At 71.1% G+C, this 23727-nt stretch carries 27 protein-coding genes; 12 read left to right on the forward strand and 15 right to left on the reverse strand.

Annotation, left to right across the window (positions count from 1 at the left end):
- Positions 1-6 precede the first annotated feature (6 nt).
- Complete coding sequence (locus tag AB0M18_RS02355; RefSeq protein ID WP_365754775.1) at positions 7-324, forward strand: recombinase family protein; 318 nt, start codon at positions 7-9, stop codon at positions 322-324.
- 86 nt (positions 325-410) lie between these two features.
- Here AB0M18_RS02355 and AB0M18_RS02360 read toward each other — a convergent pair whose 3' ends face one another.
- Together AB0M18_RS02360 and AB0M18_RS02365 are read right to left on the reverse strand one after the other, a co-directional pair.
- Positions 411-881, reverse strand: coding sequence for an NUDIX domain-containing protein (locus tag AB0M18_RS02360; protein ID WP_365754777.1), 471 nt, complete (start codon positions 879-881; stop codon positions 411-413).
- A 4-nt stretch (positions 882-885) separates the two neighbouring features.
- Entirely contained in the window at positions 886-1626 is a 741-nt protein-coding gene (locus AB0M18_RS02365; RefSeq protein ID WP_365754779.1) for an XRE family transcriptional regulator, read from the reverse strand.
- Positions 1627-1984: 358 nt separating this feature from the next.
- Here AB0M18_RS02365 and AB0M18_RS02370 point away from each other — a divergent pair, with 358 nt between their 5' ends.
- Entirely contained in the window at positions 1985-2116 is a 132-nt protein-coding gene (locus tag AB0M18_RS02370; RefSeq protein WP_362535615.1) for a hypothetical protein, read from the forward strand.
- Positions 2117-2121: 5 nt separating this feature from the next.
- Positions 2122-3303, forward strand: a complete 1182-nt coding sequence (locus tag AB0M18_RS02375) for a methyltransferase domain-containing protein (protein ID WP_365754781.1) — start codon at positions 2122-2124, stop codon at positions 3301-3303.
- Between the two features lie 52 nt (positions 3304-3355).
- Here the strand turns inward: AB0M18_RS02375 and AB0M18_RS02380 are convergent, their stop codons facing one another.
- Positions 3356-3595, reverse strand: a complete 240-nt coding sequence (locus tag AB0M18_RS02380) for a hypothetical protein (protein WP_365754783.1) — start codon at positions 3593-3595, stop codon at positions 3356-3358.
- 125 nt (positions 3596-3720) lie between these two features.
- Between AB0M18_RS02380 and AB0M18_RS02385 the strand changes: the two genes are divergently transcribed.
- Both AB0M18_RS02385 and AB0M18_RS02390 read left to right on the forward strand, forming a co-directional pair.
- Positions 3721-4989, forward strand: coding sequence for a metallophosphoesterase (locus tag AB0M18_RS02385; RefSeq protein WP_365755035.1), 1269 nt, complete (start codon positions 3721-3723; stop codon positions 4987-4989).
- 182 nt (positions 4990-5171) lie between these two features.
- Complete coding sequence (locus AB0M18_RS02390) at positions 5172-6731, forward strand: ABC transporter substrate-binding protein (RefSeq protein WP_365754785.1); 1560 nt, start codon at positions 5172-5174, stop codon at positions 6729-6731.
- 76 nt (positions 6732-6807) lie between these two features.
- On the opposite strand, the gene AB0M18_RS02395 is transcribed toward AB0M18_RS02390, so the two are convergent.
- Genes AB0M18_RS02395 through AB0M18_RS02405 form a run of 3 tightly spaced genes read right to left on the reverse strand, consistent with a single transcriptional unit; the run spans position 6808 to position 8516 of the window.
- Positions 6808-7581: a TetR family transcriptional regulator gene (locus AB0M18_RS02395; protein ID WP_365755036.1), complete on the reverse strand. Its 774-nt coding sequence runs from the start codon at positions 7579-7581 to the stop codon at positions 6808-6810.
- Positions 7582-7603: 22 nt separating this feature from the next.
- The gene (locus AB0M18_RS02400; RefSeq protein WP_365754787.1) at positions 7604-8032 is read right to left on the reverse strand and encodes a DCC1-like thiol-disulfide oxidoreductase family protein; all 429 of its coding nucleotides are present in this window, start codon (positions 8030-8032) and stop codon (positions 7604-7606) included.
- Between the two features lie 28 nt (positions 8033-8060).
- On the reverse strand, positions 8061-8516 hold the full coding sequence (locus AB0M18_RS02405) for a hypothetical protein (RefSeq protein WP_365754789.1): 456 nt from the start codon (positions 8514-8516) through the stop codon (positions 8061-8063).
- A 145-nt stretch (positions 8517-8661) separates the two neighbouring features.
- On the opposite strand from AB0M18_RS02405, the gene AB0M18_RS02410 reads away from it, so the two are divergent.
- The gene (locus AB0M18_RS02410; protein WP_365754791.1) at positions 8662-9420 is read left to right on the forward strand and encodes an alpha/beta hydrolase; all 759 of its coding nucleotides are present in this window, start codon (positions 8662-8664) and stop codon (positions 9418-9420) included.
- On the opposite strand, the gene AB0M18_RS02415 is transcribed toward AB0M18_RS02410, so the two are convergent.
- Positions 9398-10711 (reverse strand): MFS transporter, encoded by a 1314-nt coding sequence (locus AB0M18_RS02415; protein ID WP_365754793.1) that lies wholly within the window; start codon positions 10709-10711, stop codon positions 9398-9400. The two genes, AB0M18_RS02410 and AB0M18_RS02415, sit on opposite strands and share 23 nt — an antisense overlap.
- A 98-nt stretch (positions 10712-10809) precedes the next feature.
- Between AB0M18_RS02415 and AB0M18_RS02420 the strand changes: the two genes are divergently transcribed.
- The gene (locus AB0M18_RS02420) at positions 10810-11379 is read left to right on the forward strand and encodes a MarR family transcriptional regulator (protein ID WP_365754795.1); all 570 of its coding nucleotides are present in this window, start codon (positions 10810-10812) and stop codon (positions 11377-11379) included.
- Positions 11380-11472: 93 nt separating this feature from the next.
- Here AB0M18_RS02420 and AB0M18_RS02425 read toward each other — a convergent pair whose 3' ends face one another.
- The 6 genes from AB0M18_RS02425 to AB0M18_RS02450 form a co-directional block, all read right to left on the reverse strand.
- Positions 11473-12009 carry a hypothetical protein gene (locus tag AB0M18_RS02425; protein ID WP_365754797.1) on the reverse strand — a complete coding sequence of 179 codons (537 nt, stop codon included), beginning with the start codon at positions 12007-12009 and terminating at the stop codon, positions 11473-11475.
- A gap of 149 nt (positions 12010-12158) precedes the next feature.
- The gene (locus AB0M18_RS02430; protein ID WP_365754799.1) at positions 12159-12917 is read right to left on the reverse strand and encodes a succinate dehydrogenase iron-sulfur subunit; all 759 of its coding nucleotides are present in this window, start codon (positions 12915-12917) and stop codon (positions 12159-12161) included.
- Positions 12917-14671: a succinate dehydrogenase flavoprotein subunit gene (gene sdhA, locus AB0M18_RS02435; protein ID WP_365754800.1), complete on the reverse strand. Its 1755-nt coding sequence runs from the start codon at positions 14669-14671 to the stop codon at positions 12917-12919. The genes AB0M18_RS02430 and sdhA overlap by 1 nt, the downstream gene beginning before the upstream one ends.
- Before the next feature lie 24 nt (positions 14672-14695).
- Positions 14696-15172 (reverse strand): succinate dehydrogenase hydrophobic membrane anchor subunit, encoded by a 477-nt coding sequence (locus AB0M18_RS02440; protein WP_365754802.1) that lies wholly within the window; start codon positions 15170-15172, stop codon positions 14696-14698.
- An 8-nt stretch (positions 15173-15180) separates the two neighbouring features.
- Positions 15181-15561, reverse strand: a complete 381-nt coding sequence (sdhC, locus tag AB0M18_RS02445) for a succinate dehydrogenase, cytochrome b556 subunit (RefSeq protein WP_128982417.1) — start codon at positions 15559-15561, stop codon at positions 15181-15183.
- Positions 15562-15753: 192 nt separating this feature from the next.
- Positions 15754-16215 carry a 2-oxo-4-hydroxy-4-carboxy-5-ureidoimidazoline decarboxylase gene (locus tag AB0M18_RS02450; RefSeq protein ID WP_365755037.1) on the reverse strand — a complete coding sequence of 154 codons (462 nt, stop codon included), beginning with the start codon at positions 16213-16215 and terminating at the stop codon, positions 15754-15756.
- A 287-nt stretch (positions 16216-16502) separates the two neighbouring features.
- Between AB0M18_RS02450 and AB0M18_RS02455 the strand changes: the two genes are divergently transcribed.
- From AB0M18_RS02455 to AB0M18_RS02465, 3 genes are all read left to right on the forward strand, one after another.
- Complete coding sequence (locus AB0M18_RS02455) at positions 16503-18122, forward strand: glycoside hydrolase family 20 protein (RefSeq protein ID WP_365754804.1); 1620 nt, start codon at positions 16503-16505, stop codon at positions 18120-18122.
- 146 nt (positions 18123-18268) lie between these two features.
- Positions 18269-18901, forward strand: coding sequence for a DUF4328 domain-containing protein (locus AB0M18_RS02460; protein WP_365754806.1), 633 nt, complete (start codon positions 18269-18271; stop codon positions 18899-18901).
- Between the two features lie 65 nt (positions 18902-18966).
- On the forward strand, positions 18967-19482 hold the full coding sequence (locus AB0M18_RS02465; RefSeq protein WP_365754808.1) for a hypothetical protein: 516 nt from the start codon (positions 18967-18969) through the stop codon (positions 19480-19482).
- Between the two features lie 50 nt (positions 19483-19532).
- Here AB0M18_RS02465 and AB0M18_RS02470 read toward each other — a convergent pair whose 3' ends face one another.
- Positions 19533-20294 carry a Clp protease N-terminal domain-containing protein gene (locus AB0M18_RS02470; RefSeq protein ID WP_365754810.1) on the reverse strand — a complete coding sequence of 254 codons (762 nt, stop codon included), beginning with the start codon at positions 20292-20294 and terminating at the stop codon, positions 19533-19535.
- A gap of 434 nt (positions 20295-20728) precedes the next feature.
- Here AB0M18_RS02470 and AB0M18_RS02475 point away from each other — a divergent pair, with 434 nt between their 5' ends.
- Complete coding sequence (locus AB0M18_RS02475) at positions 20729-21394, forward strand: RNA polymerase sigma factor (RefSeq protein WP_365755039.1); 666 nt, start codon at positions 20729-20731, stop codon at positions 21392-21394.
- Entirely contained in the window at positions 21394-22527 is a 1134-nt protein-coding gene (locus tag AB0M18_RS02480) for a hypothetical protein (RefSeq protein WP_365754812.1), read from the forward strand. The genes AB0M18_RS02475 and AB0M18_RS02480 overlap by 1 nt, the downstream gene beginning before the upstream one ends.
- A 171-nt stretch (positions 22528-22698) precedes the next feature.
- On the opposite strand, the gene AB0M18_RS02485 is transcribed toward AB0M18_RS02480, so the two are convergent.
- Complete coding sequence (locus tag AB0M18_RS02485) at positions 22699-23580, reverse strand: L,D-transpeptidase family protein (RefSeq protein ID WP_365754814.1); 882 nt, start codon at positions 23578-23580, stop codon at positions 22699-22701.
- Positions 23581-23727 lie beyond the last annotated feature (147 nt).

Here is a 23727-nt window from a genome sequence, read left to right on the forward strand (position 1 = left end):
GACACGGTGCGAGTCGCCGTCTGCGCGCGACAGTCCAAGGAGCGTCCCGATTCGTCCGAGGCGTCCCCGGACGGGCAGGTGGCGGCGGGTGCGTCGCTGGCGGCGAGCAGAGGGTGGAAGGTCGTTCACGCGTTCAGAGACGTCGGTCGGTCCGGTTGGGATCCCAACGCGGTCCGCGCGGCGTTCGAAGACCTCATGTCCGCCGTGCGCGCGGGAGAGGTCGACGTGGTGGTGGTCAGCGAGCTGTCCCGGCTGACGCGCAAGGGCGCGCACGATGCGCTGGAGATCGACAAGGACGACGAAGAGACACCGGCTGTCCTCTGACGCCTGAGCCAAGCCCCGGTAGCCGATTGCGGACCGCCGGGGCTATCGCGTCTCGGCCGTCGCCCACGTCGTGTGAGGAGACGACCTCAGCCGAGGTACGGCTGGTCGCGATTCTCCAGGTAATGCGTCAGTCGTAGACGCTGGGTGTGATGCATGGGCAGCGTGTCCAGTTCCTCGGGGCCGACGAAGCGGAGCTCCGTCGACTCGTCGGAGATGCCGAGTCCTCCGCCGATGATCCGCGCCCGGAAACATACGTTGAACTGTCGCCTCACTTCACCGTCGCTGTACGCGATGATGTGGCGCGGGTCCGTGTAAGTACCCACAAGGCCCGTTACTTCCACGTCCAGCCCTGTCTCTTCCTTGACTTCCCGCACGGCCGTTCCGGGCAACGAATCGGCCATGTCCATTCCGCCACCAGGCAGTGCCCAAAGATCATTGTCCCTGCGGCGCTGTAGCAGGATGCGGCCCATGTCGTCGGTCACAACGGCCGAGGCCGCTACCACCATGCTGTTGGGCTCGGGGGCGTCCGGATCGTCGTAGTACTCGGTTCGCGCCATGAGCTCAGCCTTCCACGGGTCGGGCGGTCTCCCACACGGCCGTGAAGCTCTCCGCGTAGGTGTCGAACATCCCCGCATTGCCGTGCCGTCGAAGGTGCCAGACTGGCGCGCCATAAGCGTTCACGCCCCACACGTGAGCGTTGACCAACATCTGATCGTCAGCGCGATAGAGGCTGTTATAGAGAGTGGTTCCGTGCGTCCGGACCTCCACCCCCGGAACGTCCAACAATGGTCGACAGTGCATCAGGGCGAGGCGGCAGCGTGACTCGATGCCGTGCCCGAACCTCTCTTCCTCTCCCCGCTGTTGGACGTTCTCACTGTCGGCGTCTCCCAGCGCGATTCTGACTCTGCACCCTTCGGCAGCCCGTTCCCGCAGCAGGTCGTTGAGGCGGGGATACGCCTCATGCAGGAAGACGGCGGCGTACACAAGCACGTCGATTTGCTCGCCGGCGTGACTGAACAGGTCAATGAATGTGGAGACGGGCAGGTCTGACCGCTGGTCGTACAGGGCGATCAACTCAGGGCTGACTGCGCGTGCGGCACGCGCCTGTCTGAGCGCTGGCCAGAGTGCGTGCACGTCCTCCCCCAGGGCCTCGGCAGCCTTGAGTGCCGTCACGCGCCGCGGCGTCCGTCCCAGATTCGCCCAACGTTCAACACTCTTGGGATCAACGTCCACTACCTCGGAAAGAGTTGCGTATGTCCATCCGCCGGATTCCATAACGGCCCGTAACCGCTCATTCGGCATGTTCGCTGCCCTTCCTGCGCTCCGTGCTCCCTAGGGACGTTCTACCTCATGCGGGACGTCCCAAAGTGGGAGACGTACGTAGTTCCAACGTCCCTGCACGCGGAGTGACGATCAGTGCAAGGCGACCTGAGGGGACGACGCAGGATGACCAGCAAGACGCAGCATCAGGGCACGGACGCGAGGCAATGGGAGTACACGACATACGCGCCGAAGGGCGAGACGTGCCCGGCGTGTATGAAGCCGATCGCGTCCCTTGAGCGCGTCTACCGGGGGACGCTGGAAAGGCAGCTCCGATCCCCGCTCGTCGTGTATCGGCACATTGGGAAGTGCCCCTAGTGGCTACCGAGGAGGAGCACGCATGGGATGGGGAACGGGTAAGGGCGGAGGCGGCGGCAACGGGCAGCATTCCGGAGGCAAGGACCCGGGCACGTCCAAGCCGTCTTCCGACACCGCCAAGCCGAAGGACCCGCCGAAGCACAAGAAGGACTAGCGCACGTGACGACATTGGATCTCGCGGCGTCCGAGCGGATTGCCCTCCGCGATCTGCTCGGCGCGGTGAACAATGAGCTGGACGCCCCCGTGGCGCCCGAGTGGGAGCGCGCGGCATGGATTGTTCCCCGGTCCGCGTTCGTGCCTGAGCGCATCTATCTGGGTGACGAGCTGGAGCCGTGCGACCGCGCGAACGCTCCGGAAACATGGCTGCAGGCGGTCTACGCGAACGACTCCGTAGTGACGCAGATCAACGACGGTGAAGACCCCGAGGGCGGGGAGCGGTGGGCGTCATCGTCCGCGAGCGCCCCGAGCATCGTGTTCCGCATGCTGCACATGCTCGACGTGCACGACGGGCACAGGGTCCTGGAGATTGGCACCGGAACCGGGTGGAACGCTGGTCTCCTGGCCCACGTTGCCGGGCCGGGGAACGTGACGACCGTTGAGGTCGACGCTGCGTTGGCTTCCGAAGCGGGTGAACGGCTTCGTAAGGAGGCTGCGCCCGTGGACGTGATCGCCGGCGACGGAGCCGAGGGCTATCCAGCCGACGCGCCGTATGACCGGCTCGTGGCGACGTGCTCCGTACGATCCGTCCCGCGTCCGTGGGTCGACCAGGTGAAGCCGGGGGGTCTCATCCTCACCCCGTGGGACAGCCCATGGGTCTGCTACGGGTTGCTCCGCATGACCGTGGACGACTGGGGAAGCGCATCGGGCCCGTTCTCGCCGCACTCCGCGTTCATGCTCATGAGGAACCAGCGCACAGACCTTCGGATCTTCCGTGACGTCGTGCGCGACGACCACCAACCCGACGAGTCGACCACCACCCTTCCTCCGTGGCGGGTGGCCGGTGACGATCTCGCCGCGCAGTTCGCCATGGGGCTACAGCTCCGTGACGTGTGGTGGTCGTGGCACGACAACCCCGACGTGGAAGGTGTGGCGTCCCGACTGTGGGTCGCGACGACCGACACCAGGTCGTGGGCAGCCGTGGACTGGGACGGGATCTCGGACGACCGGTTCACGGTGTGGCAGTACGGCCCGCGTCGGCTCTGGAACGAAGTGGAAGCCGCACACGCCTGGTGGCTGCTGCACGACCGTCCCGGCCCCGAGCGGTTCGGGCTGACCGTGACCGCCACGTCGGAGTCCGCCTGGCTGGACAACCCCGATCAGTCCGTTCCTCTCACCGGCTGACCCGCGAGACCCCCGCCCGTGCGCCGTACCCCGTGGCGCCTGGGCGGGGCCTTTACTTGCCCGCGTTCGTGCGAATGCCCCGAAGGCCGATGACGCCGATGGCCGTGCCGAGGATGAAGGACGTGACAGCGAGTGCGAGGTGGACCCAGAAGTACGCCGTCGGGTTTCCCGCGTCGTCGAAGGCGAGACCGCTCCCGTCCTTCCAGAGGTTCTTCGCGAAGGTCACCCAGATCACCCAGGACCAGATGCCGAACGCGAGCAGGAACCAGGAGACGCGGCGGCTGAGCTTCATGGGGGTGTCCTTCGCAGTGGGGTGGCCGTGCCCTCCCAGTATCGAACCGGCCGCGCGGGACTCTGCCAGTGGGGGCAGTAGCGTGGGGGCTCGGCGGAGGAAGAAGAGGCGGGGCGGGCGTGGGTGTGGTTCTCGTGGTGCTGGTACTGGTCGCTGTCCTGGGGCTGCTCGGCACCGTGCACTGGTACGTGTGGCGGCGGCTCGTGCGCGATCTGACCGCGCCGGGCGGGGCGGCGCGGCGGGTCGGGACCGCCGTCGCGGTCGCGCTGCCGCTGCTGTCGGTCGGGGCGCTGGTCTCCGGGCGGGCCGGTGCGCCCTTCGTCGTGGAGCAGGTGCTCGCCTGGCCGGGGTTCCTGTGGCTCGCGGTGCTGCTGTACGTGACGCTCGCGCTGGTGGTCACGGAGCCGCTGCGGCCGCTGCTGCGGCGCCTGCTCGCCCGGCGGGCCGAGGCACCGGCCGAGGTGCCGGTGCCGGTGGCGACGGTCGCGGCGCCCGACCCGGCGCCCGACCTGGCGCCCGAGTCGGCGGCCGCCGAGGCCCCGGCCCTGGCTCCGGCCGTCCCCGACCTCTCCCGCCGTCTGTTCGTCAACCGGATCGTCTCCGGGTCCGCCGCGGCCGTCGCCCTCGGCACGGTCGGCTACGGCACGTACGGCGTGCTCCGCGGCCCGCGCGTGAAGCGGGTCACCGTCCCGCTCGCCAAGCTGCCGCGCGGGGCGCACGGTTACCGCATCGCGGTGGTCTCCGACATCCACCTCGGGCCGATCCTGGGCCGGGCCCACACCCAGCGGATCGTCGACACCATCAACGCCACCCAGCCCGACCTCGTCGCCGTCGTCGGCGACCTGGTCGACGGCTCCGTGGCGAACCTCGGCCCGGCCGCCGAGCCGCTCGCGCGGCTGAAGGCCCGCGACGGAGCCTTCTTCGTGACCGGCAACCACGAGTACTTCTCCGGCGCCGACGCCTGGGTCGACCACGTCCGCGAGCTCGGGCTGCACCCGCTGCGCAACGCCCGGGTCGAGATCGGCGCCGGCTTCGACCTCGCCGGCGTCGACGACGTGGCCGGCGAGCGCGAGGGCCGGGGGCCCGACTTCGGCAAGGCGCTCGGGGACCGCGACCGGTCCCGTACCGCCGTGCTCCTCGCGCACCAGCCGGTCGTCATCGACGACGCCGTCCGGCACGGCGTGGACCTCCAGCTCTCCGGCCACACCCACGGCGGTCAGCTCTGGCCCGGCAACCTCGTCGCCGAACTGGCCAATCCCACCGTCGCGGGCCTGGAGCGCTACGGCGACACCCAGCTGTACGTCTCGCGCGGCGCGGGCGCCTGGGGACCCCCGGTCCGGGTCGGCGCGCCCTCCGACATCACCGTCGTGGAGCTCGCGTCCAGGCAGGCGTAACAGAGCGCTTGGTGACCGATACGTACGGCTCGGTCCCCTGAAATCCCCTATCCCGGGACATATGCGTGCGGTGTGAAGGTTTACTCTTCCACCAGTGAAATTCGTGTGATGGGATGGCGCCATCGCGGCCGGCCGAATTCCGCCGCGACAGGGGTGGGTACGCAAAAAAGGATGCAGTTCTCATGCGGTCGACGGTCCGTCTGCGCATTTTGATCATTTGTGGGGTTTTGGTAGCAGCCGCGATCGGAGGCTGGCAACTGCTGCCCTCGGACGAGGTGCGCACCGACCCGATCTCCGTCGGTACGACGGACGAGGTGACCTCGCTCGACCCGGCCGGGGCGTACGACGCCGGTTCCTGGGCGATCTATAGCAACATCTACCAGTCGCTGCTGACCTTCAAGCCCGGCTTCACGACGCCGGTCCCGGACGCGGCGCGCGACTGCCGGTTCGTCGGCACGAAGCTCACCACGTACGAGTGCACGCTCCGCGACGACCTCACGTTCTCCAACGGTCACAAGATCACCGGCGAGGACGTGCGCTACTCCTTCGAGCGGATGCTCGCGATCAAGGCGGACGTCGGTCCCGCGCCGCTCTTCCCGACCCTGAAGCGGGTCCAGGCCGCAGGCCAGAAGGTGACCTTCCAGCTCAGCGGCCGGGACGCCACCTTCCCGCTCAAGCTGGCCACCGGCGCCGGCTCGATCGTCGACCACACCGCCTATCCGGCGAAGGGGCTGCGCGAGGGCAACGCGGTGGACGGCTCGGGGCCGTACGTCCTCAAGGCGTACGAGCCGGGCGTCAGCGCCCGTCTGGAGCCCAACCCGCGCTACAAGGGCGCCGTCACCAAGACCGGCCGCACGATCGTCGTCAAGTACTTCAAGGAGTCCGAGGAGCTCGCGAACGCCTGGAAGGCGAAGCAGGTGGACGTGACCCACCGGCAGATGCCGCCGGCCTTCCTCAACGCGCTCGGCGACGAGTCGAAGGACGGCACCCGGGTCACCGAGGCGGCCAGCGCGGAGATCCGCAACCTCAACTTCAACACCCGCCCCGGCTCGGTGATGTCGAAGCTCGCGGTCCGCCAGGCGGTCGCGGCGCTCATCGACCGCCCGGCCATCGTCACCGGCCCCTACCAGGGCACCGTCGAGCCGCTCTACTCCCTCATCCCGCAGGGCTTCGTCGGCCACAGCACCGCCTTCTACGACGTCTATCCGGAGCCCAGCGCCGCCAAGGCGAAGCAGCTGCTGCGCAAGGCGGGCGTCGACACCCCGGTGGAGTTCACCCTCGGCCACCGCAAGGACGCCACGTACGCCGCCGAGGCCGCCGAGATCAAGAAGCAGCTGGAGGAGACCGGCCTGTTCAAGGTCACGGTCAAGTCGGCGGACTGGCAGAACTTCCAGAAGGAGTACGCGGCGGGCAAGTTCGACGCCTACCCCATCGGCTGGTTCCCGGACTTCGCCGACTCCGACAACTTCACCGCCCCGCTCGTCGGCACGGGCAACGCGCTGCACAACGGGTACTCCAGCAAGAAGGTCGACTCGCTGGTCGCCGCCACCCAGCAGTACAGCGACCGCGGCCGCGCGGCCGCCGACTTCAAGTCCATCCAGGACGAGGTCGCCCAGGACGTGCCGCTGGTGCCGCTGTGGCAGAAGAAGGACTACGTCCTGTCGACGGAGGCCGTCGCCGGCTCCCAGTACCTGTCGGACGGTACGGGCATCTGGCGCCTCTGGGAACTGAGCTGGATCTAGGGCCTGTCCCGGCCCGCACACGCATGAGGGAGGGGCCCCGGACCGCGAACGGTCCGGGGCCCCTCCCGCGTCGCGCTCAGGACTTCCGGGAGGCGGTGCCCCGCTTCGGCTTGCCCGAGGCCGCCATGCCCGCCGCCGTCGGCATGAAGTCGGACAGGACGTCGTGGACGTCCGTGACCAGCGGGCGCAGGATGCGGAAGCGGGACAGCGAGATGGCCCGGGCGGTGACCGGGGAGAGCCGCTCCACCAGGCGGCGGCTGTTGGCGGCGCCCTCGGAGCGGTCGTACACCCAGAACAGCACCAGGCCCATCTGCTGGAGCCACAGCAGCCGCGGCAGCGGCTCGGCCAGCTCCGGGTCGACCTTCACCCTGGCCCCGGAGATCACCCGGCGGTGCACCTCGATCGCCGCCTCGCGCGGGCCCTCCGACTCGGGTGAGAAGGGGCTGAGCGGGCTGTCCGGGTCGGCCGCGTTCTTGAAGAACTGGGCCGCGAACTCGTGGTACGGCTCCGCGATGTCGAGCCAGGCCAGGAGCACCCCGCGGATCCGGGCGGTCAGGTCCGTCTCGCCGCTCTCCAGGATGGGCTGGACGGCCCGCTGGTGCTCCTGGGCGATCCGGTCGTAGAAGCCCTGGACGAGGTGCTCCTTGGAGGAGAAGTAGTAGTAGGCGTTGCCGACGGAGACGCCCGCCTCCTGCGCGATGGCCCGCATGGTCGTCTTGTCGTAGCCGCGGTCCTTGAACAGCCGGAGCGCGGTCTCCAGGATGAGCGCGCGGGTCTGCTCGCTCTTGGGCGCCTTGGCGGGCTTGTCGGCCTCGGCGCTCGGGGCCGGCTCGGCGGGCTTCTCTTCCATCGCGTCCTTCACGGAGCCGAGCCTAGTCGGCCACGGGCGGTGCCTCGCACCGTCCTTCGGCGCAGTCCCCCCGGCCCTCCCGCGGCCGGGACTTCAGGGCCTCGCGCCACTTCGCGGCGGCGAGGACGGTGGCCCGGGCGAAGGGCCGGCCGGCGGGGGTGGCCAGCCAGTGGGCCCGGGGCCGGTGTGCGACCAGGGCCCAGAGGCAGACGATCCAGGCGTCGGTCTCGCGGTAGACCTGGCCGCCGTCGCCGACGACGGTGATCTCCCGCAGGGTGTCCCGGTGGTCGAGCTCCGGGAAGCGCCGCAGCGCCTCGGGGGAGCCGGCCGGGACGAGGTCCAGGGGCACCGACTGGGCCTGTCCGAGCAGCCAGTGGCGCAGGTGGACACAGAGCGGGCAGTCGGCGTCGTAGAGGACGGTCAGACGGCGCACGGGCGTGTTCGGATCCATGGGGTGCTCCCGGTCCGGGCGGAGGGCGTCAGACGCCGGTGGCAGGGGTCGCCCACGGCCCCTGGGGTCCCTGCGGGCCGCCCTGGCCGGCCGGCGGGGTCCAGCCCTGCGGCGGCACCGGCGGGACCTGGCCGCGCTCCAGGACGCCCCGGCGGCGGATCTTGTTGAGCACGTAGACGTTGCCGAGGTGCATCACGCCGAGCACCAGCAGGACGACACCGAGCTTGACCGACAGTGCCTCCAGGAGCTGCCGGGCGTCGGCGACGGCGCCGTCGCCGCTCAGATAGAGGGCGACGAAGCCGAGGTTGACGAGGTAGAAGCCGACGACGAGCAGGTGGTTCACGGCGTCCGCGAGCTTCTCGTTCCCGTGCAGGACGTCGGCGAGGAAGATCCGCCCGTTGCGGCTGAGGGTGCGGGCGACCCAGATGGTGAGCCCGATGCTGACGAGCAGGTAGGCGACGTACGCGACGACAGTGAGGTCCATGCCCTCACGCTCCCTTGAACGCGTTCAAAGCTGACGTCGATGACTGTAGCCCCCTCCTTGAACGTGTTCAAGTCGTCGGGGGCGTCTCGTGGACCGGATGGGGAAACGCCTGGTGGGAGGGCACCTGGAGATCTAGGGTCGGCGCATGACACTTGCTCACGACGTGGCCGGCGACGGCCCCGACACCGTTCTGCTGCTCCACTCCGGCGTCTGCGACCGCCGTATGTGGGACGGGCAGTTCCACGCCCTGGCCGAAGCCGGCCACCGTGTGGTGCGGTGCGACCTGCGCGGCTTCGGCGACACCCCGATCGACGCCCCGCACGTCCACGCGGACGACGTCCGCGACCTGCTCGACCACCTCGGCGTCGAGCGCGCCGCGCTCGTCGGCTCCTCCTTCGGCGGCGAGGTGGCCCTGGAGTTCACCGTCCGCCACCCCGGCCGCACCACCGCGCTCGCGCTGCTCTGCGCCGCCGCCCCCGGCCACGAGGCGGGCCCCGAACTGCGCGCCTTCTTCGGCCGCGAGCGCGAACTGCTCGTGGCCGGCGACATCGCGGGCGCCGCCGCGCTCAACGTCGACCTCTGGCTCGGCCCGGACGCCGACGCCGCCGCCCGCGACCTGGTCCTGCGCATGCAGACCCGGGCCTTCGAGCTCCAGCTGCCCGCCCCCGACGAGTTCGCCCCCGGCGAGGTCGAGGTCACCGACAAGGACCTCGCCGCGATCGAGGTCCCCGTCCTCGTCGCCACCGGCGCCCACGACGTCCCCGACTTCGGCGTCATCGGCGACCGCCTCGCCGGCCTCTTCCCGGACGTCCGCCGCGTCACCCTCGACTGGGCCGGTCACCTGCCGGCGGTCGAGCGCCCGGCGGAGACCACCCGGCTGATCAGCGAGTTCCTGGCCGGCTGACCTTCGCCCCCGCCCCGGCCTCAACCCCGGCCCCGGACCTGGGCTCGGATTCGGCCGGGGCGGCCCCTCCGGTGAAGCCGCGTACCCCCGGCAGCAGGGCCGAGCCCAGGCAGCAGCCCGCCACCGCCAGCGCCGCGACCGTCAGCGGCACGCCCGGGCCCCAGGCCGAGGCGGCGAGCGGCGCGAGGCCGTACCCCAGCGGCATCGCCGCGAAGGACAGCAGCCAGTCGTACGAGGTGACGCGCGCGAGCGCGTGTTCCGGGACGGCGCGCTGCACCGCGGTCTCCCAGACCGGGGTGAGGAAGCCGAGACCGGCCTGGGCGATGCCGTACGCGCCGATGACGAGCACGGCCGGCGCCCCGGCCGCGAGCAGCAGCAGCGGCAGCGCGTACGTGGCGAGGCCGATGTTCGCGGTCAGGACCGGGCGGCGCGGGCTGACCCGGTCGGCCACCAGCGAGCCGACGAGCAGGCCGATCGCGCCCACCTGGAGCAGCGCCACCCAGGCCGCCCCGCCGCCCAGGCGGTGCACGGCGATGCCCGGGCCGAGGGTCATCAGGACGGCGGCGGCCCCGTTCCACGCGCTGTGGCCGATCAGGCTGGACCAGTACCAGTCGCGGGTGCGCACCTCCTGCCAGCCCTCGCGCAGATCGACGAGGACGGAGCGGCGCGCGCCCGCGGCCGGCCGCTCGACGCGCTCGATCCGTACGGCGCACAGCAGCGCCGCGCTGACCGCGAAGCTCGCCGCGTCCAGGACGAAGGCCCAGCCGGGGCCCACCGTGAAGATCAGGGCGCCGGCGAGGGCCGGGCCGCCGACCCGGCTCGCGCTGTACGCCACCGCCATCGCCGCGTTCGCCCGCTGCAGGCCCTCCGCCGGGACCGTGCCCCGGACGAGCGGAGCGGAGGTGGGCGTGGCGAACGCGCCGGCGGCGCCGCCGATCACCTCGACGCCCGCGATCAGCGCGAGCGACGGCGTACCGCCGAGCAGCTGCACGCCCACGACGAGTTGGGTGACGCAGCGGACGAGGTCCATGGCGAGCGCGATGGTCCGGGCGTCGAAGCGGTCGCCCGCGACGCCGCCCAGCGGCAGCAGGAGCAGCTTGGGGACCATCGAGCAGGCGAGCACCAGGGCCAGCGCCGCGGTGGAGCCGGTGGCCTCCTGGACGGCGAGCGCCAGGGCCGCCGGGATGGCGGCGTCGCCGAGCAGGGACAGGGTGCGCCCGGCGAAGAGCAGGCGGAACGGGCGGGTGCGCAGTGGATGGGGGACGGCGGGAGACGTCGCGGAGGCGGACATGCCGAGGAGAGTATTTCGGTGCCGAATAATTCGTCAACGAAATACTTCTGCCGGGAGCGTTCCCGGAACGGGCCCGGCCGCCGACGTACGATCACCTCATGGCCCCGACCGAGGAACCGCGCAAGCCTGCTCAGGGGAGCCCGCCCGGGCCCGAGGCGCCGCGCGACTGGACCGACGATCACGTCGCCCGCTGGCACCCGGTGCTGCCCTCGCTCGACCCGGTCGTCGAGGGCGCCGTCACCCGGATGAAGAAGCTCTCCGTCTACTTCCGCCGGGTCCGCGAGCAGTGCCTCGTCGACTTCGACCTGGAACGCCACGAGTTCGACACCCTGCACAAGCTCGCCGGCCGCGGCGGCAGCGCCGCGCCCTCCGAACTCGCCCAGGACCTCGACCTCGCCCCGGCCTCCGTCACCGGCCGCCTCGAAGCCCTGGAGAAGCGCGGCTTCGTCCGGCGCACCCAGTCCACCACCGACCGCCGCCGGGTGGTCGTCGAACTCACCGACTCCGGCCGTCAGACCTGGCTCGGCGCGATGGACGTCCTCGGCCACGAGGAGCACCGGCTGCTCGGCGTGCTCAGCCCCGAGGAGCGCACCGTCCTCAACGACCTGCTGCGCCGCATCATGCTGGCGGCCGAGGAGGACGCCTCCGTACCGCACTGGCACGGCTGAGGGCACGACTGAGGAGACGGCTGAGGGGGAGCACGGCTGAGGGGGGCGTCCCCCGGGACGCCCCCCTCACGCCGTTGCGTGTCTGTCGCGCCGTCAGACGCTCAGCGAGCGCGCGTAGTTGAGCTGGCCCATCACCCACTGGAAGCTGTCCGGGCCGGTCGCCGGGATCATCGTCGAGTGGTGCCGGCCGCCGCTGGTGACGGTGACCTGGATGAAGCCGGTGGTCTTCTTCTCCTTCATCAGGAGGAAGAGCAGACCGAGCAGGCAGAACAGGAAGAAGATGACCGCGAGCACGACGGCGACGGTCGGCATCTTCTCCTCGGTCCGCGACATGTCCGTCGCGTTCCACACCGCGCCGCGCAGCGGCATGTTCCCGGCCGGCGTGATGATCTGGTCGCCCACCACGGTGATGTCCCCGAGGCTCACCAGCGGCGCCCCGCCCCCGGCCGGCGGCATGCCGGGCATCGGCGGCTGCTGCGCCGGCACCGGGACCCCGCCCGCGAGGGTCGGCTGGTAGGCGGGCGGCGGCGGGGTCTGCGGGTAGCCGTACCCCGGCGTCCCCGCCTGCTGGCCGGGCCCCCATTCGTAGTTCCCCGAGTCACCCGACATGTAAGGGTTCGGATCGCTCATCGGTGGTCCCCGTTCTTCCTGGGCGTCAACTCTGCCCCAGATCCTGGCACATACGCGTCGCCCGGAGGGCCCCGCCTGCGCCCCGGGCACGCGGAGGACCCCGCCTCCCCAGGGGGAGACGGGGCCCAGCCACGTACGCGTCGAGAAGGCTAGAAGCGGCGGGTGATCAGCGCGCGCTTGACCTCCTGGATCGCCTTCGTGATCTCGATGCCACGCGGGCAGGCGTCCGTGCAGTTGAACGTCGTGCGGCAACGCCACACGCCGTCCTTGTCGTTGAGGATCTCCAGACGCTGCTCGCCCGCCTCGTCACGCGAGTCGAAGATGAAGCGGTGCGCGTTCACGATGGCGGCCGGACCGAAGTACTGGCCGTCGTTCCAGAAGACCGGGCAGGACGACGTGCACGCGGCGCACAGGATGCACTTGGTGGTGTCGTCGAAGCGCTCGCGGTCCTCGGCGGACTGCAGGCGCTCGCGGGTCGGCTCGTTGCCCTTGGTGACCAGGAACGGCATGACGTCCCGGTACGCCTGGAAGAAGGGCTCCATGTCGACCACGAGGTCCTTCAGCACCGTGAGGCCCTTGATGGCCTCGACGGTGATCGGCTTCTCGGGGTTGATGTCCTTGATCAGCGTCTTGCAGGCGAGCCTGTTCTTGCCGTTGATCCGCATCGCGTCCGAGCCGCAGATGCCGTGCGCGCACGAGCGACGGAAGGTCAGCGTGCCGTCCAGGTCCCACTTGATCTTGTGGAGACCGTCGAGCACACGCTCCTTCGGGTCGATCTCGACCTGGAAGTCCTCCCAGACCGCGGCGTCCGACACCTCGGGGTTGAAGCGGCGGATCCGGAAGGTGACCGTGATGTACGGGGACGCGGCGGAGTCCTTCTCCACCTTGTCCAGAACGGGGGTAGCCATCAGTACTTACGCTCCATCGGCTGGTAGCGGGTCTGGACGACCGGCTTGTAGTCGAGACGGACGGTCTCGGAGCCGTCCTCGCCGACCTCGCGGTACGCCATGGTGTGGCGCATGAAGTTGACGTCGTCGCGGTTCGGGTAGTCCTCGCGGTAGTGACCGCCGCGGGACTCCTTGCGCGCCAGGGCCGAGATGGCCATGACCTCGGCCAGGTCGAGCAGGTTGCCCAGCTCGATGGCCTCCAGGAGGTCGGTGTTGAAGCGCTTGCCCTTGTCCTGGATGGACACGTTCAGGTAGCGCTCGCGCAGCTCGGCGATCTTCTCGACGGCCGTCTTGATGGTCTGCTCCGTACGGAACACCATCACGTTGGCGTCCATGGTCTCCTGGAGCTCGCGACGCAGCTCGGCGACCCGCTCGGTGCCCGTGGAGTTGCGCAGCTTCTCGATCTGCTCGACGACCTTGGCCTCCGGGTTCTCCGGCAGCTCGACGTAGTCGTGCGTGTGGGAGTACTCGGCGGCGGCGATGCCCGCGCGGCGCCCGAAGACGTTGATGTCGAGCAGCGAGTTGGTGCCGAGGCGGTTGGCGCCGTGCACGGAGACACAGGCGACCTCGCCGGCCGCGTACAGACCCGGGACGACGGTGGTGTTGTCCGAGAGGACCTCACCCTCGACGTTGGTCGGGATGCCGCCCATGGCGTAGTGCGCGGTGGGCTGGATCGGGATCGGGTCCGTGTAGGGCTCGATGCCGAGGTACGTGCGCGCGAACTCGGTGATGTCCGGGAGCTTGGCGTCCAGCTGCTCCGGCGGGAGGTGCGTCAGGTCCAGGTAGACGTGGTCGCCCTCGGGACCGCAGCCGCGGCCCTCGCGGATCTCCGTGTAGATGGAGCGGGAGACGACGTCACGGGACGCGAGGTCCTTCATGACCGGCGCGTACTTCTCCATGAAGCGCTCGCCGTCCTTGTTGCGGAGGATGCCGCCCTCACCGCGGGCGCCCTCCGTCAGCAGGATGCCCATGCGCCAGATGCCCGTCGGGTGGAACTGGAAGAACTCCATGTCCTCCAGGGGCAGACCGCGGCGGAAGCACGCGGCCTGGCCGTCACCGGTCAGGGTGTGGGCGTTGGAGGTCACCTTGAAGAACTTGCCGGTGCCGCCGGAGGCGTAGATGACCGACTTCGCCTGGAAGACGTGGATCTCGCCGGTCGCCAGCTCGTAGGCCACCACGCCGGCGGACTTCTTGACGCCGTCGACCTCGGTGATCAGCTGGTCCAGGACGTAGAACTCGTTGAAGAACTCCACGCCCTCCTTGACGCAGTTCTGGAACAGCGTCTGGAGGATCATGTGGCCGGTGCGGTCCGCGGCGTAGCACGCGCGGCGGACCGGGGCCTCGCCGTGGTTGCGGGAGTGACCGCCGAAGCGGCGCTGGTCGATCTCGCCCTTCGGGGTGCGGTTGAAGGGGAGACCCATCTTCTCCAGGTCGAGGACGGCGTCGATGGCCTCCTTCGCCAGGATCTCGGCGGCGTCCTGGTCGACCAGGTAGTCACCGCCCTTGATCGTGTCGAAGGTGTGCCACTCCCAGTTGTCCTCCTCCACGTTGGCCAGCGCGGCGGCCATGCCGCCCTGCGCGGCGCCCGTGTGGGAGCGGGTGGGGTAGAGCTTCGTCAGCACGGCGGTGCGGCTGCGCTTCGTCGCCTCGATGGCGGCGCGCATGCCGGCGCCACCGGCGCCGACGATGACGGTGTCGTACTTGTGGAACTTCATGACGTGGTTACCTCAGCCCCGTGCCTAGCGGATGTTCGGGTCGAAGGTGAAGATCACCAGCGTGCCCAGAAGGATGGTGAACACCGTGGCGGTGTACAGCAGGCCCTTGAGCCACAGGCGCGTGTTGGCCCGCTCCGCGTAGTCGTTGATGACCGTGCGGAGGCCGTTGGCGCCGTGCAGCATCGCGAGCCACAGCATCAGCAGGTCCCAGACCTGCCAGAACGGGGACGCCCAGCGGCCGGCCACGAAGGCGAAGCCGATCTTGGAGACGCCGCCGTCCAGGAAGAGCTGGATCAGCAGGTGGCCGAGGACCAGGACGACGAGGACGACGCCCGAGAGGCGCATGAAGAGCCATGCGGCCATCTCGAAGTTGCCTCGGGTCGCCCGCGGGGTCTTGCCGGTGCGCTTGCGGGGGGCCTCGATGTACGGGGCGGGGTTGTCCACGCCGTAGGCGGCAGCGCCCTCGACGGGGCCGATGGCCGAAGTGGTGTCAGCGGACATGAGTGGCGTCAGCTCCCGAACAGTTCACGTGCGGCGTGGCCGAGGACGGGGTACAGCGAGCCCGCCATCAGGACGACCCAGATGCCCACGACGGTCCAGAGCATCTGCTTCTGGTAGCGCGGGCCCTTGGCCCAGAAGTCCACGGCGATGACACGGAGACCGTTCAGCGCGTGGAAGAGGATGGCGGCGACGAGGCCGTACTCCAGCAGAGCGACGATCGGCGTCTTGTACGTCGCGACCACTTCGTCGTAGGCCTCGGGGGAGACGCGGACGAGAGCGGTGTCCAGCACGTGTACGAACAGGAAGAAGAAGATGAGGACGCCGGTGACTCGGTGAGCCACCCAGGACCACATTCCTTCCCGGCCGCGGTACAGCGTTCCAGCCGGCACGGAAAAACCCTCCGGGAGCGGGGATCGGGGCCGGCCGGCTTCTCTGTCGGTCTGGCCCGGCCGGGTACGGTCCACCGGCCCCGGTCATCGTAGCCACCACTCGTGGGTTCGCTCGCGCGGGGTCCATAGGTGTGATCAAACAGGCACGGACGGACTATCGTTCAACCCTGAATCGCCGCATTCCGGGCGAAATCACAAGCCTGCGACCGAACGGGTGAGGCGGCTCCGGGCGAGTCTGCGCAGCTCCTCGGCGGCGACCACCCGTTCCTCCTCCCTTTCGTTGCCGAGCCGTGACCGGATGCCCGCGAGCACCTGGTTCAGACGTTCGCCCGCCGGAATCCCGTCCAGGCTGATGACGAAGGCGTGTCCGAAGCTCGCCTCGTACGCGGCGAGGGCGGCGCCGAGCGCGGTGCGGGCGGCCGGCGGCGCGTCCGGGTGCGGCAGGGCGGCGGTCTCGCGGGCCAGCGCCTCGTCGAGGTCCGCCTTGGACAGGTCGTAACCCGCCTCGTCGGCGGCGGCGAGCAGCGCGTCGAGGGTCGGGTACGGCCGGTGCGCCGCCACTCGTTCGGCCCAGCGGCGGCTGCCGCAGCAGTCGAGCAGCCACCGCTCGGCGAGGCCCTGCGGGGCCGCGTTGAAGCGCACCAGACCGGTCAGATGCCGGCCGGTGGCCTGCTGGGCGGGTATGGCGGGAGGGTTCGGGGTCCGGCAGGGTGCGGCGTGGGTGTCGCTGGTCAGCGGGGACTCCGGGAGCGAGACGTGAAGGTGTCGGGGGAGATGAGTGGGGTGAGTGTGACGCCACGCTATCGGCGGGAAGGGGGAAGTGTCCGACGGGTGCGCGAATTTCACCTGGACGAGTGGGTTTCGTCATGGGGATGGACAAGAGGCGCTGGACAACAGGCCCGGGATGCCGGGGTTCGTGCGATGAGGGAGGATTCCGGGTGATGCGCTACTCCATACGGGGGCCCCGGCGGGGCCCCGGACTCCTGGCGGCCGCGGTGGCACTGGCCACCATGGCGGCCTGCTCGAACGGATCCTCCTCCGAGCCGCCCGCCGGAACGGGCACCGGCTCGGCCGCCCCGACCGCGGTCCCCAGCTCCGCGCCGCCCCCGAGCCCGACGCCCACCAAGACCTACCCGCTGTCCGCGGCCCCCCAAGTGGTGCCCGCCGTCCGCGCCCACCAGGCGGCCCGCGGCCCCGGCTGGAAGCCCGGCCCGGACAGCGGCGTCGTGGTCGCCGCGAAGGACGAGGCCGCGCTCGGCGACGAGGCGAAGCTGATCGCCGGCGAGCTGCGCGTCCCCTACCGCGGCACCGCCGCCGCCCGCCCCGGCGACGTCACCCTCGCGCTCGGCGGCGGGGGCGCCGCCGAGTCGTACACCCTCGTCGTCCGCGACGGCGGCGTCCGCATCACCGGACCCGACCAGGCCGGCGTCTTCTACGGCACCCGCACCCTCAAACAGTCCGTCAGGTCCACCGGCGCGATGCCCGAGGGTACCGTCACCGACGCCCCCGCCAAGCCGCAGCGCGGCCTCATGGTCGACATCGCCCGCAAGTACTTCACCGCCGGCTGGATCGAGGACCGGCTGCGCGAGATGGCCGACCTCAAGCTCAACCAGCTCGGCCTGCACTTCTCCGACGACCAGGGCTTCCGGATCGCCTCCGACACCCACCCCGAGATCGTCTCCGAACGGCACCTCAGCAAGGCCGAGGTGCGCCGGATCGTGGCCCTCGCGCAGAGCCTGCACATCCAGGTCGTCCCCGAGATCGACTCCCCCGGACACCTCGGCGCGGTGATCGCCGCCCACCCCGACCTCCAGCTCGTCAGCGCGACCGGCCGGGCCCCGCGCGGCGCCGTCGACATCTCCGACCCGGCCTCCGCGAGGCTCGTCGACGAGCTGCTGCGCGAGTACACCGGCCTGTTCCCCGGCGCGTACTGGCATCTCGGCGGCGACGAGTACGTGGCCCTGATGGCGAAGAACCCCGAGGCGACCTATCCGCAGCTGGCCCGCGCGGCCATCGCGAAGTACGGCCCCTCCGGCCGGGTCCAGGACCTGGCCACCGGCTGGCTCAACGACCGCGCCGCCGTCGTCCGGCCCACCGGCAAGGCGCTGCGCGCCTGGAACGACGGCTTCTTCACCGGCGGCGTCACCGGCCCGGCCCAGGACCTCCAGGTCGCCTACTGGACCGGCCGGGAGATCGGGGCCCGCACCCCGACCTCGTACCTGAGCGCCGGCCGCAAGATGATCAACTACAACGACGAGTACCTCTACTACGTGCTCGGCCAGCCCAACAAGTTCTTCTACCCCACCGGCCGGCGCATCTACGAGCAGTGGACCCCGCTGGTGCTGCGCGGCACCACCCCCGTCCCCGCCCGTTACGACCCCCAGATCCTCGGCGGCAGCTTCGCCGTCTGGTGCGACCTGGCGAACTCCCAGACCCAGGCGCAGGTCGCCGCCGGCATCCGGATGCCGCTCACGGCGACGGCCCAGAAGCTGTGGGACGCCCGGAAGCCCGCGCTGAGCTGGGCGGACTTCCAGGCGCTGGCGGCGAAGGTGCGCGGCTGACCGACCTGGCCTTTGCCGACTGACCTGGCCCTTTTACGTGGACACGGCGAGGCGCGTGCCGTACGGTCCCGGACTCGGCGGCCGTGCGGCCGCCCGGCGTGCTCGGGGAGGGGGACGCCGCGCACCCGTGGGGGGTCCGTCTCAGCATGCTCAGACTCAGAAATCCCGTCGGCCTGGCGTACGCCGTCGTCGCCCTGCTGGCCGGCAACATCGTCTTCGATGTCGTGCTCGGCGTGATCGACCTCGGCATTCTGATGTCCGAGGACTCCGAGACGCCCGTGCTCGGGTCCGTGAACGTGAACGTGGCCTTCAGCATGGCGTTCACGCTGTTCGTGGCGACCGGGATCGTCTTCATCGTCTGGTTCCACCGACTGCGGAAGAACGCCGAAGTGTGGGCGGGCGACCAGCAGGAGCGGGGTGTCGGCTGGGCGATCGGCGGCTGGTTCATCCCGATCGGCAACCTGTGGATCCCCCGCAACATCGCCGCCGACATCTGGCGCGCCAGCCGCATGGCTCCGTACGCGGCGGACGGTCCCGGCGAGCTGGCGCTGCTCAACGGCTGGTGGGCCGCCTGGGTCGTGAGCATGCTGGCGGACCGCGTCGCCGCGCTGATGTTCCGGCGGGCGGAGACCGTCGACGCCCTGATCTCCGCGACCTGGTGGGATCTCGCCTCCTATGTCCTCGACGCCGTGGCGGCGGTGGCCGCGATCCTCTTCGTCCGCAAGCTGACCTCTATGCAGCACCTCAAGGCCACTGGCATGATTTCGGCCGCGCAGTGACGAAAAAGCGTCGGTTGGCGCAGTAGGGGAAGTACTGCGTCCGCATCGCTGGCGAGGAGGCGTCCATGACGTCCGTGACGAGCACGAGCCTGCAGGAACTGATCGACCGCGCCGACGCGCGCGCCCTCGCGGCCGCCGGACTCGCGTGTCTCGACCGGTGTCTGCCGCTGCTCGCACCGGACGGTGCGGACGTCCTGCGGCCCGTGTGGGCCGCGGTGGCCCGCGGTGACGGCGACGCCTGGGGCGAGGCCGTCGCGAAGGCCCGCGTGGAGCTGGCGGACGCCGGGGCGGGCGAGGGCGCCGCGCCGGTGCGCGCGATGCTCGTCGGGGCGCCCGACGACTGGACCGAGGCCGCGCTGCGCGACTGGACCCGGAGCTGCTCCGAGGCGGCGCTCGCCCTGCACGCCGGCCTCGACGCCAACGGGGCGGGCCCGCTGCACGCGGGCGAACTCCAGCGTCAGCAGGCCGTCCTGGAGGCGGCCGCCCACGGCCCGACCGGACTGCGCCGGGCCCGGGACCTGTCGACCGAGGGCGGGCGCGTCCTGCGCGCGGTCGTCTCGCGCAGGGCGCGCACCGCCTAGGCCGCACGCGCTGTACGGGCAGTACCGGCAGTACGGGCCGTGCCGGCCTTTCAGGCCTCCTGGTCCGGCCCGGGCGCCGCGATCGACAGGGAGGCGATGGCCTCCGAGATCTCCCGTTCCGCCTTCGCCTTGTCGAGGCCGAGGCCCGCGAGCGTGCCCTTGCCGTCCTCGAACTCCAGGAGCGCGAGCAGGATGTGCTCGGTGCCCACGTAGTTGTGCCCGAGGCGCAGCGCCTCCCGGAAGGTGAGCTCCAGGACCTTCTTGGCGTCCGCGTCGTACGGGATGAGCGCGGGCACCTCCTCGGCGGCCGGCGGCAGGGTCGCCGCGACGGCCTCCCGCAGCTGCTCCGGGGTGACGCCCTGGCCGGTGATCCAGTGGCCCGCGAGTCCGTCGGGCTCGGCCAGCAGACCGAGCGTCAGGTGGGCCGGGACCGTCTTGTCGTTGCGGGCGGCGGAGGCCTCGTTCTGCGCGGCCATCACGACGTTGCGGGCCCGGGGCGTGAACCGGCTGAAGCCGGCGTTCGGGTCCATCTTCGCCGCGTCCGCCTCGTTGTCGTCCTTGGGGACGAAACGCTTCTGGGCGGCCTGCCGGGTGACGCCCATGCTCTTGCCGATGTCGGTCCAGGAGGCGCCGGTCCGCCGGGCCTGGTCCACGAAGTGGCCGATGAGGTGGTCGGCGACGTCCCCGAGGTGGTCCGCCGCGATGACCGCGTCGGACAGCTGGTCGAGGGCGTCGTCCGGGTGGGTCTTCTTGATCGCCTCGATCAGATCGTCGAGCCGCACGGGGTTGTTCATGCCGAGTGGATTCGTCATGAGTGCAACCCTAGGTTGACAGTCCCGAGGTGTCAACCATCGGTTGACAATGAGGGTGGGGCTGTCCGGAAACGGACCGGGGCGCGGGCTGGGAGGCGGACCGGGAGGCGGACCGCGAGGTGGGCCGGAAAATGAAAAAGCGCCTGGTCACAGGCGCTTGAAAAGAAGACGACCGGGGCCGCCACCCCCCACAGGAGAGGCCCCGGTCGTCGTCCGCGGAGCCGCAGCACGGCCCCGTACTCCATACAGCGCCGTGCATGCGTTTTCTGTCACACCCCCGTTTCCCCCCGCCCCGGGGGGAAGTTGCGAGATGCACAAAGAATCGGACCCGCGTGGACGCGGCGCCCGAAAAGGACGTAGCGTTCTGCTGCGCCCAAGGCGGCGTGGCGGTGACGACCAGCCGCGATGAGCGCGACGACGAACAGGTGTGGGGAGTGCTGGGGGACGAGGCGGAGCTGACGGCCGCAGTGCTCGCCGCGCAGGACGGTGACGAGAACGCCTTCCGCACCGTGTACCGCGCGGTGCATCCGCGGCTCCTCGGCTACATACGCACCCTGGTCGGCGAGGCCGACGCGGAGGACGTGGCGTCCGAGAGCTGGCTCCAGATAGCCCGCGACCTCGACCGGTTCAGCGGCGACGCGGACCGCTTCCGCGGCTGGGCCGCGCGGATCGCCCGCAACCGCGCCCTCGACCACATCCGGATGCGCGGCCGGCGGCCCGCCGTCGGCGGCGACGAGACCGAGCTCACCGACAAGCCCGCCGACTCCGACACCGCGGGCGAGGCCCTGGAGGCCCTGGCCACCGGCCGCACCATGCACCTCATCGCCCAGCTGCCGCAGGACCAGGCCGAGGCCGTCGTCCTGCGGGTCGTGGTCGGCCTGGACGCCAAGAGCGCCGCCGACACGCTCGGCAAGCGGCCGGGCGCGGTCCGTACCGCCGCCCACCGGGGCCTCAAGAAACTCGCCGAACTCCTCGGTACGGCCGGGGACGATCCGGCCGGCTCGCTGGACGGCGTTCCTCCGCAACGCGGGCGCCGGCCCGGCCCCGCCCGCCCCGGCGGTGTGACGCAATCGCGCGCGCGGACGCAGAAGGACATGTGATGGCCGACGAGTACCAGTGGCTCGACCAGGAGGCCGCGGAGCGGCTGCTGCGCGGTGAGCCGGTCGACCCCGTCGGCACCTCGGCGCGGGCCGAGGCGGAGTTCCTCGCGCGCGCCCTCGACACCGCCCGTAACCCCGCCGTCGGTCCGCCCGCCGGCACCGGCGGCGAACTCCCCGGCGAGGCCGACGCCCTCGCCGCCTTCCGCAAGGCCGTCGCCGAACGCGCCGTCGTCCCCGGACACGCGGGACAGCGGGCCGCCGCCGACCTCGGCGCCGTCCGGCTCGCCCGGGTCCGGGCCGGCCGCGGCTGGGGACGCTCACTGCGGTACGGGCTGGCCGCCGCGGTCGCCGCCGTCACGGTCGGCGGTGTCGCCGTCGCCGCGGGCACCGGCGTCCTGCCGCTGACCGCCGACCCCGAGCCCGGCAGCTCGGTCGTGGCCGTCGACCCCTCGTCCCCCGGCTGGTCCGGCACGCCCACGGGCGGCACCGGCACCGAGGCGTCCGGCGGACCCGACGGCCGCGGAGAGCCCGGCACGCCCGGCGCCACCGACGGCACGGCCACCGCCACCGCGGGCCCCGACGCCACCGCCGGACCCGACGACCCGTCCATCGGCCCGGGCGGGAGCACCGGCGGCACGGTCGGCGGCACGCAGGAGCAGGAGCGCGCCAAGACCATCCAGGCCTGCAAGGACTTCCGCGCGGGCACCCTCGGCTCCGGCGGCCGGCAGCGCCTCACCGACGCCCTGCGCAGCGGCGAGACCGTGAAGCGCTACTGCGACCGGATCCTCTCCGGCACGCCCTCCGGCGCCACCCCGACCACCGCGGGCCGCACGTCCTCCGGCAGCACCGGCAAGGGCGGCAGCACGGGCGAGGGCGGCACGGCCACCGGCGGTTCCGAGAGCGGCGGCTCCGACAGCGACGACACCGGCGGGGACCGAGGCGACGACCGGGACCGCGACTCCCACCGGGGCCAGGCTCCGGCGAAGGGCGGTCAGGCCAAGCGCGGCTCCCACGGCCCCGGCTCCACCGCCGGCTCCGGCTCCACCACCGGTTCCGGCTTCGGCGGCTCGGCTTCCGGCACCGGAAAGCACGCCTCCGACCGCTCGCGTTCACAGCCCCGACCCGGGGTGTGACACTTTTCGACCCCACGGCGCAGTACTGAGTGAGCCGACTGGTCATCGGCGAGCGCATCGAGCCGGGGTTCCCCCCGTACCTTCGGCTCAGCGCACCGGCGCGGGTGGGGCACGTTCCCCCGGTCCCACCCGCGCCCCCTTCTTCCCCGGCCGCTCAGGGTCTCCCGGACCTCACCAGTGCACGACGACCTTGTCGCCGACCTTCACCTGGTCGAAGAGCACCGCGAGCTTGGCCTTGTCCCGGACGTTGACGCAGCCGTGCGAGGCCCCGTTGTAGCCGCGGGCCGCGAAGTCCGCCGAGTAGTGCACCGCCTGGCCGCGGCTGAAGAACATCGCATACGGCATCGGCGTGTGGTAGATCGTGGAGGTCCAGTCGCGGGCCTTCCACTCCACCTTGAACTCGCCCTCGCGGGTCGGGGTGTTCTCCGAACCGAAGCGCACGTCGAACGACGAGACGACCTTGCCGTCGATCATCCAGGCGAGCGTCCGGCTCTCCTTGCTGATGCACATCACCCGCCCGGTCATGCAGCGCGGGTCCGGCGTGTCCAGCTTGTTGGTGGTCGCCGGGCGCAGCTCGGCGGCCGTCGGCTTCCGCGTCATCCCGAGCAGCCGTTGCCAGGTCGTCTCGTCGACCGAGCCGGTCTGCGGCAGCTCCCGCTTCTTCTGGAAGCCCTTCACCGCGCCCGCGGTCATCGTCCCGTAGAAGCCGGTGGGCGCCCGGTCGAAGTAGCCGATCTGCCGCAGCCGCGCCTGGAGCTCGCGCACCTGCGCGTTCTCGTCGCCGTCCTTCATGAGGATCCTGCCCGTGGGCGCCTCGGTGGTGGCCGAGGCCGAAGGCGTGCCGGTGGACGCGGTGGCGGAGGCCGACGGGGTGGCGGGGGAGGACGGCTTGTCGTCGCCCGTGCCACCGGACGTGGGCGCCGGAGCGGCCGTCGTGGGCGCCGGGCTGACGGTGCCCTTCCCGGTGTCATCGCCCCAGGGCGTACAGCCGGCGGCCAGCACCACGGCCGTGGCCGCCAGAACGACTCTGCGTATGACGGACGAACGCTTCATTTCAGCCCCCCGAAAACGACGTGTGTACACAAGGGATGCTTCCCACGCCCGGGTGGTTGCGCACGTGACCGAAAAGAGACGTGCATGCTGTGAGGGAGAGCGAAGGCGAAAGCCGACAGGTGAAGAAGAGCCGACAGGCGAACGAGA

The sequence above is a fragment of the Streptomyces sp. NPDC051909 genome (assembly GCF_040681095.1).
Lineage (GTDB): Bacteria > Actinomycetota > Actinomycetes > Streptomycetales > Streptomycetaceae > Streptomyces.

Coding starts and splice junctions, on each gene's coding strand:
- AB0M18_RS02485 (WP_365754814.1), bottom strand. CDS start 23,580: ATGAAGCGTTCGTCCGTCATACGCAGAGTCGTTCTGGCGGCCACGGCC.
- AB0M18_RS02455 (WP_365754804.1), top strand. CDS start 16,503: ATGCGCTACTCCATACGGGGGCCCCGGCGGGGCCCCGGACTCCTGGCG.
- sdhA (WP_365754800.1), bottom strand. CDS start 14,671: ATGAAGTTCCACAAGTACGACACCGTCATCGTCGGCGCCGGTGGCGCC.
- AB0M18_RS02460 (WP_365754806.1), top strand. CDS start 18,269: ATGCTCAGACTCAGAAATCCCGTCGGCCTGGCGTACGCCGTCGTCGCC.
- AB0M18_RS02430 (WP_365754799.1), bottom strand. CDS start 12,917: ATGGCTACCCCCGTTCTGGACAAGGTGGAGAAGGACTCCGCCGCGTCC.
- AB0M18_RS02370 (WP_362535615.1), top strand. CDS start 1,985: ATGGGATGGGGAACGGGTAAGGGCGGAGGCGGCGGCAACGGGCAGCAT.
- AB0M18_RS02400 (WP_365754787.1), bottom strand. CDS start 8,032: ATGGATCCGAACACGCCCGTGCGCCGTCTGACCGTCCTCTACGACGCC.
- AB0M18_RS02420 (WP_365754795.1), top strand. CDS start 10,810: ATGGCCCCGACCGAGGAACCGCGCAAGCCTGCTCAGGGGAGCCCGCCC.
- AB0M18_RS02440 (WP_365754802.1), bottom strand. CDS start 15,172: ATGTCCGCTGACACCACTTCGGCCATCGGCCCCGTCGAGGGCGCTGCC.
- AB0M18_RS02360 (WP_365754777.1), bottom strand. CDS start 881: ATGGCGCGAACCGAGTACTACGACGATCCGGACGCCCCCGAGCCCAAC.
- AB0M18_RS02405 (WP_365754789.1), bottom strand. CDS start 8,516: ATGGACCTCACTGTCGTCGCGTACGTCGCCTACCTGCTCGTCAGCATC.
- AB0M18_RS02465 (WP_365754808.1), top strand. CDS start 18,967: ATGACGTCCGTGACGAGCACGAGCCTGCAGGAACTGATCGACCGCGCC.
- AB0M18_RS02395 (WP_365755036.1), bottom strand. CDS start 7,581: ATGGAAGAGAAGCCCGCCGAGCCGGCCCCGAGCGCCGAGGCCGACAAG.
- AB0M18_RS02470 (WP_365754810.1), bottom strand. CDS start 20,294: ATGACGAATCCACTCGGCATGAACAACCCCGTGCGGCTCGACGATCTG.
- AB0M18_RS02380 (WP_365754783.1), bottom strand. CDS start 3,595: ATGAAGCTCAGCCGCCGCGTCTCCTGGTTCCTGCTCGCGTTCGGCATC.
- AB0M18_RS02390 (WP_365754785.1), top strand. CDS start 5,172: ATGCGGTCGACGGTCCGTCTGCGCATTTTGATCATTTGTGGGGTTTTG.
- AB0M18_RS02480 (WP_365754812.1), top strand. CDS start 21,394: ATGGCCGACGAGTACCAGTGGCTCGACCAGGAGGCCGCGGAGCGGCTG.
- AB0M18_RS02410 (WP_365754791.1), top strand. CDS start 8,662: ATGACACTTGCTCACGACGTGGCCGGCGACGGCCCCGACACCGTTCTG.
- AB0M18_RS02425 (WP_365754797.1), bottom strand. CDS start 12,009: ATGAGCGATCCGAACCCTTACATGTCGGGTGACTCGGGGAACTACGAA.
- AB0M18_RS02415 (WP_365754793.1), bottom strand. CDS start 10,711: ATGTCCGCCTCCGCGACGTCTCCCGCCGTCCCCCATCCACTGCGCACC.
- AB0M18_RS02365 (WP_365754779.1), bottom strand. CDS start 1,626: ATGCCGAATGAGCGGTTACGGGCCGTTATGGAATCCGGCGGATGGACA.